Annotated in this window: 1 pseudogene; it reads left to right on the forward strand. The window is 32.9% G+C overall.

Annotated features, from left to right (window positions below):
* Window positions 1-36: 36 nt before the first annotated feature.
* A pseudogene (locus AC1DPZ_RS28425) lies at window positions 37-753 on the forward strand (hypothetical protein); the annotation flags it as partial.

Below are 753 nucleotides of genomic sequence, written 5' to 3' on the forward strand. Positions count from 1 at the left end.
CCGTAAAGAATGCCGTTGAAAGTTAAAACATTGTTAATGATCCAAAACGACAATTCAATTTATAGGTTATTGCTCATTGGTTTATTCATCGCAAGTCCATCTTTACATTACCTGTGCTATTATAACACTTATGACCCTGTTTGGTTAAGGGTAATTAATAGTCTTTTATGTTTAATATCGCTTGCACTATCATTTAACAGCAACAAAACCATCTATACAATAAGCACTTACATCACTATTTTAGCATTTATGCTAATCAATAACTGTATTTTACTTAGCATTAATGGTTTTGAACATGCTTACCTTTTTAGTTCCATTACAGTTTTTATAGCTTTAACCCTATTTTGTAATAAAGCCTGGGAGTTTATTACCATAAGCGTCTTAAATTTATTTGCCATAATTACAGCTTACATTTTGGCGCCTCATTTAAATATATCTTTAGCCATATTGGTGGGAATTAGTATAATTTTTACCCTTATAGCCTGTGTATCATTCCTGGTGGTAAAAAGCTATCATTACCAGCTTAAAAATGCGGTAAAAAAGGTAATGGACCTTAATGCCAGCCTTGTGGCTAATGACGGGATGCTGCGCGAAAGCCGTGAGCATCTTACATCGCTGATCAACTCAATTAATGATATTATTTTTGAGTTTAATGAAGATAAAGTTTGCCTTAACGTTTGGTTCAATAATCTATCCAAAAAAACGATTGATCCCCGGTTACTTGTTGGTAAAAAAATTGAAGAAGTATTAGGC

Source organism: Mucilaginibacter sp. P4_G9, assembly GCF_056400985.1.